The following is a 2,907-nucleotide window of genomic DNA, read 5'->3' as shown; positions in this document are numbered from 1 at the left end:
ATACGTATCGCCAAAGCCACTGATATACTTTCCACTTTCATCTTTCAGCATCGAATAAGAAAGAGTATAGCTGAGCTGGTGTCGAAGATTGGTTAATGGAATCTCCTGCGTAAAAGAATAGTTCAGATTACTGGTATGTATGTTATCCCAGTAGAAAGTAAAGATGTGCTGCAATACGCCCATCTCCTGGTTGAAGGCTTCTTCCAGCAGAAATGAATTATCCTCAAACGCTGGCTGACCATAATATAGATAGCTGCCTTTTTTAGGAAAGTCCGCAAGATTAGGTTTAGTTTGACTGTAAGCATACAACGGTATGGCCAGGCAAAGTGCGAGTATATTTTTTGCTATACCTATAGAGTGGCCTGCCTTTCTCATGTGTATTATTTTATTCGGCTTACGTAATCGGCTATGCGCTCAAGTGCAAGCGTTTTGTTGGCCGCACCTAATTTGATTGCTTCTTTAGGCATGCCAAACACTACACAGCTCTCTTCGTTTTGTGCTACTGTTTCTGCACCGGCCTGTTTCATTTCAAGAAGCCCGGCTGCACCATCGGCCCCCATGCCTGTCATAATGATACCGATGGAATTTTTGCCGGCATATTTAGCCGTTGAGCGAAAGAGTACATCGACAGAAGGGCGATGACGATTAACAGGTTCATGATCGTTGAGCTCTACATAGTAGCGTGCTCCGCTTCGTTTTAGCTCCATGTGTTTGTTGCCGGGAGCGATGAGCGCGCGACCTCGTATAACAGTATCGCCATGCGCAGCTTCTTTTACAGTAATATCGCAGATGTTATTGAGGCGATCGGCAAACGATCGGGTAAATACTTCGGGCATGTGTTGTACTATCACAATGCCGTATGTATCCAGTGGCATCGCACGTAAAAATTCAAGTATAGCTTCGGTTCCACCAGTAGAAGCACCCACGGCAATTACTTTATCGGTAGTTTGCGCCATGCTTTCGCTATAGGGTCGCTTTACACGGATCGCTTTCTCACGTGTATCGGCTGCCGATTTTCTGCGTAGCTTCGCTTTGCCTGCCGACTTCACTGCATCTATAATATAGTGTGCTATATCTGCCTGCAGGCTGATATAGGTGTCGGGCTTCTTCAATACCGATACGGCACCATACTCCATTGCGAGTATAGCAGATTCTGTTGCATGTGCAGTAAGACTTGAGATTACCACCACCGGTATAGGATGCTGCGACATAAGCTTGCGCAGAAATGTAAGACCATCCATACGCGGCATCTCTACATCCAGCGTAATAACATCGGGTACTTCTTCTGCTATTTTGGACGCTGCTATATAGGGATCGGCAGCCGTGCCCATCACTTCTATATCCGGATCCTGATTTAGTATCTCGGTAAACGCTCGCCTGATAACAGCGGAGTCGTCTATGATCAACACGCGTAGTCGCTTCATATCGGTGAAACTTTCAAGTCAAATTTTTCCAGGAACGTCATCAGCACCTGACCGCTTGCTGTATTAAAAAGTATTTTTCTTCCACGATCGCCACCCGTACTTTTTCCTTCGATACTGATGCCATGCTGGTAAAGATTCTTTTCTGCGATCGCTATATTTCGTTTGCCTATCTCAAACAGTGTGTGCCCGAGGTTATTCTGACTGGCACCCCCAAATACTTTCGCGATCATATTGCGCTTTTGCGCCCCGAGGCTCAGCATCTTTTCTACCAGCAGATCGATCGCAACATCTCCATACTTGGGAGATGGCAGACCATTGCCCGTCCACAAGGGCAACATATAATGATTTATACCTCCTATACCGATCCTTGTATCATATAAACACACTGCTACACAGGAGCCTAATATCGTTTGAACAAGATGTGGTTTTGATTCCGCCAACAGGGTAGAAGGAAATAAAAAGTGATGGGCTATATCGGGAGTAGCTTTCGCCATCGTTTAAAATTCTTCACTTGCATCAAATAAAATCTCGTTGCCAAAAAAAGATGTATCGGATGATAAATTCTCTGTTGTGAGCTCGGGGATCCGTACCGTAACGGTGGTTCCTTTGTTGATCACCGAGTCGAGAATAGTTCCGCCACCCAATAAGGTTGTGAGCTCTTCTACTATAGCAAGACCCAGTCCTTGTCCGTGATGTGCTTTGGCTGCTCCTGCATCGAGCTGGCGAAACCGGTCGAATACAAATTTCTGTTGAGCAGCATCTATACCTTTACCAAAATCCTGGACAACGAGTACAAGCGCATCGCTTTCAGCTACCGCCTTTACCCACACTTTTCCCTGTGGTTCACTGAACTCGACAGCGTTGGCCAGCAGATTCAGAAATATAGTCTGCAGTATGCTGGCATCGGTGGTAAACTGGATTTCGTTCGGTATATCCAGTTCTATAGCAACACTGCATGCAGCTAAGCGCGGTGCTATATATTCTATCTGGCTTTCTATCAACGAACGGATATTTGCTTTGGAAGCCAGCGGCTTTACTGCTCCCAATTCAATTTCTGCGGCCGTAATAATATTGCGCATCTGGTAGTCGAGCTCGAATGCCTGTTGATGGATTAACTCACTGAGATGTTTCACGCGAGTATCTTCGGTCATGTTTACAATAGAATTGGATAGTCCCAGTATAGAGGTGAGCGGATTGTTTACTTCGTTGCGTACGTTCGAAAGAAAATCAGATTTACCTTGCTCTGCTTCACGAAGCTTTTTGCTTACCATGTTCAGTTGATCTTCCAGTTCCTGAAATTCACGGAACTCTTCTACACCACCTTCCTGCAGTCGTCTCTTTAGCTCTGCGAGTAACTCTTCATTGGAGAGATTCTCTAGTTCCGCTTTGCTCATACTTTATTTTTTGGTAAAAATGGTCGGGCGAATTTGTATGATCGGTAAATCAAACTGATGCAGCGACTCGGAGTGACCAATGAACAGGT

4 protein-coding genes are annotated in these 2,907 nt (G+C 45.3%); all 4 read right to left on the bottom strand.

Annotation, left to right across the window (positions count from 1 at the left end; translation table 11 throughout):
• Positions 1 to 375, bottom strand: a 375-nt coding sequence (locus VIN08_RS02910) for a hypothetical protein (RefSeq protein WP_331959963.1), incomplete at its 3' end; no start/stop codon positions are given.
• 5 nt (positions 376 to 380) lie between these two features.
• The gene (locus VIN08_RS02905) at positions 381 to 1,424 is read right to left on the bottom strand and encodes a chemotaxis response regulator protein-glutamate methylesterase (RefSeq protein ID WP_331959960.1); all 1,044 of its coding nucleotides are present in this window, start codon (positions 1,422 to 1,424) and stop codon (positions 381 to 383) included.
• Positions 1,421 to 1,918, bottom strand: a complete 498-nt coding sequence (locus VIN08_RS02900) for a chemotaxis protein CheD (RefSeq protein ID WP_331959958.1) — start codon at positions 1,916 to 1,918, stop codon at positions 1,421 to 1,423. The genes VIN08_RS02905 and VIN08_RS02900 overlap by 4 nt, the downstream gene beginning before the upstream one ends.
• Before the next feature lie 3 nt (positions 1,919 to 1,921).
• Positions 1,922 to 2,818: a HAMP domain-containing sensor histidine kinase gene (locus VIN08_RS02895; protein WP_331959955.1), complete on the bottom strand. Its 897-nt coding sequence runs from the start codon at positions 2,816 to 2,818 to the stop codon at positions 1,922 to 1,924.
• Positions 2,819 to 2,907: the final 89 nt, after the last annotated feature.

Origin of the sequence: Ohtaekwangia sp. (assembly GCF_036568665.1) — a bacterium.
Taxonomy (GTDB): domain Bacteria; phylum Bacteroidota; class Bacteroidia; order Cytophagales; family Cyclobacteriaceae; genus Ohtaekwangia.
The sequence above is the reverse complement of the archived record's forward strand: the minus strand, read 5'-3'. Positions and strand labels throughout refer to the sequence as shown.